This window comes from Rathayibacter sp. AY1A5, from assembly GCF_002930875.1.
Lineage (GTDB): Bacteria > Actinomycetota > Actinomycetes > Actinomycetales > Microbacteriaceae > Rathayibacter.
Genome location: NZ_PSTM01000048.1, coordinates 1 through 2286 on the forward strand (window position 1 = coordinate 1; position 2286 = coordinate 2286).

The window sequence follows — 2286 nt, forward strand, 5'->3', positions numbered from 1 at the left end:
AGCCCGCGCTCGCCGGCGGTTCGTCCCTCCACAGGCGGGGTACCGGCTCCGTTGTCCCGATCCTGGTCACGGGCCCGGCCCGATGTCGGTGGTCGCTGATTCAATACATGTATGAGAAGTTCGGGTGACGCGATGCAGGCGGTCGAGGCGGTGCAGGCGGGCGAGACGACGCAGACGCTCGACGCGGTGCGCGCGCTCGCCGGTCTCGCGGCGGGGCTCGCCCGCTCCTCGGCACCGGTGCTGCTCGCGGGAGCCGTCGCCCTGCACACGGCCTACGGGGCGGCGTTGCTCGTGCCGGAGTCGTTCGCGCGGGGGAGCCGTCTCTCCCGGAGCGAGGCGGGAGACCTCGTGGAGCGCTCGATCCGAGCCGAGTTCGCGACGGCGCTCGGGATGTCGGAGCGCGCGGCGTCTCGACGTCTCGAGCATGCTCGGCTCCTCATCGAGGACCTCCCGGCGACCCGTGCCCTCCTGGCCGAGGCCCGGATCCTCTGGGAGGCCGGCGAGGTCGTCTGCGCCGCCGCCGCGACCCTCCCCGCTCCGTCGCGCGCGCCCTTCGACGAGCGGGCGGCCGCCGCGGCGCTCACGCAGACGCCCACCCAGCTCCGCCGGACCGTGGCGCGGTTGCGCGACGAGCTGCACGAGCAGCCGTTCACCGAACGCCACGCCCGCGCCCGAGAGGACCGCAGCGTGTGGCTCGGAGCCGAGGCCGACGGCATGGCCACGCTCTGCGCCCTGCTGCCGGCCCCGGTCGCGGTCGGCGCCTACAACCGTCTCGACCGGATCGCCCGCTCGCTCCGCGACGGGGCGGACGCGGCGGGGATCGGGTTCGGTGCAGGTGCAGGTGCAGGTGCAGGTGCAGGTGCAGGTGCAGGTGCGAGTGCGAGTGCGAGTGGGAGTGCGAGTGCGAGTGCGACTGCGACTGCGACTGCGACTGCACAGAGCGGTGCTGGTGCCCGTGGCGATGCTCCGGTGGCAGTCGGCGCACGGACGGACGCTGGTGCTGGTGCTGGTGCTGGTGCTGGTGCTGGTGCTGGTGCTGGTGCTGGTGCCGGTGCTGGTGCTGGTGCTGGTGCCGGTGCCGGGCTCGGCGCGGAGACGGGTGGCGGCGCCGGTGGAGACGCTGACATCTCCCTCGGCGACGGCCGGACGCTCGCGCAGCTGCGGGCCGACGCGCTCGTCGATCTGCTCATCGACGGCGACATCTCCGCAGACGGATCCTCGGGAGAAGGAGCGAGCGCCGTCCGTGCCTCGGGCTCCGGAATCCACGCCTCGGTCTCCGGAGTCCGCGCCGACGTGCGCCTCACCCTGGCCGCCAGCACCGCCGTCGGCCTCGACGACGCGCCGGCCGAACTCGACGGCTACGGTCTCGTCCCCGCCGACATCGCCCGGGAGCTCGTGCGCACGGCGGCCGCCTTCACGCGGGTGCTGACCGATCCGGACACGGGAGTGGTGACGTCGGTCGGCAGGACCCTCCGCGTCCCGCCCCCTCGGATGCGCCTCCAGCTGCAGCTGCGCGACCGGACCTGCCGGTTCCCCGGCTGCACCCGCGCGGCCTCGACGGCGGAGGCCGACCACACCCTCGAGTGGCGGAACGGAGGCGAGACCGCCCTCGGCAACCTGGCCTCGCTCTGCGTCGCGCACCACCACGTCCGCCACGGCGACCGCTGGACCTACACCCTCCATCCGGACGGCACCGTCGTCTGGACGACCCCCACCGGCCGACGGATCACCGACCGACCGCGGGCGCTGCCCGGGGCTCCGCTGCCGCCCACGCGACGACCGACGCCGCAGTCGGCGCAAGAACCGGAGCCGGAGCCGCAGCCGGAGCAGCAGCCGCACCCGCTGTCACCACGATCCTCGTCATCGCAGCTGAGGTCATCGCGACCGTCGTCACCTCGACCGTCGCCATCGCTGCTGTCGCCGACGCGGCCGCGGTTCGTGGACGCGTCTCCGCCGTTCTGATCCGCAGCCCGACCTGCCGGGCGATCCGACACTCCGTCGGCCGCGAGGCGGTGCATCGCCGTGCCTGGACACGCCCAGGCGCCCTCGCGCTCTCGCACCTCCGGCGCCGCGAGGTCCGTCGGCACGTTCGCGCTTCGTCGAGCCTCGAGCCTCGAGCCTCGAGCCTCGAGCCCCGAGCCCCGAGCTCCGAGCCCCATGTCCCGGAGCTCCGAGCCTCGAGCCCCGTGTCCCGTGGTGCTTCGGCGCTTCGGGGCGTCGGCCACCGCGTCCCGGTCCGCCCGCGTCCCGGTCCGCCCCTGTCCCCGGTCCGCCCCTGTCCCCGGT

General features: G+C 74.5%; 1 protein-coding gene. It reads left to right on the forward strand.

The window, feature by feature from the left end; genetic code table 11:
* Nucleotides 1-111 precede the first annotated feature (111 nt).
* Nucleotides 112-1962, forward strand: a complete 1851-nt coding sequence (locus C5B98_RS16485; protein WP_104328124.1) for an HNH endonuclease signature motif containing protein — start codon at nt 112-114, stop codon at nt 1960-1962.
* The last annotated feature ends 324 nt before the right edge of the window (nt 1963-2286 follow it).

What these genes read in the sequence shown, in the direction of transcription:
- C5B98_RS16485 (WP_104328124.1), top strand. Translation starts at nt 112, where the DNA reads ATGAGAAGTTCGGGTGACGCGATGCAGGCGGTCGAGGCGGTGCAGGCG.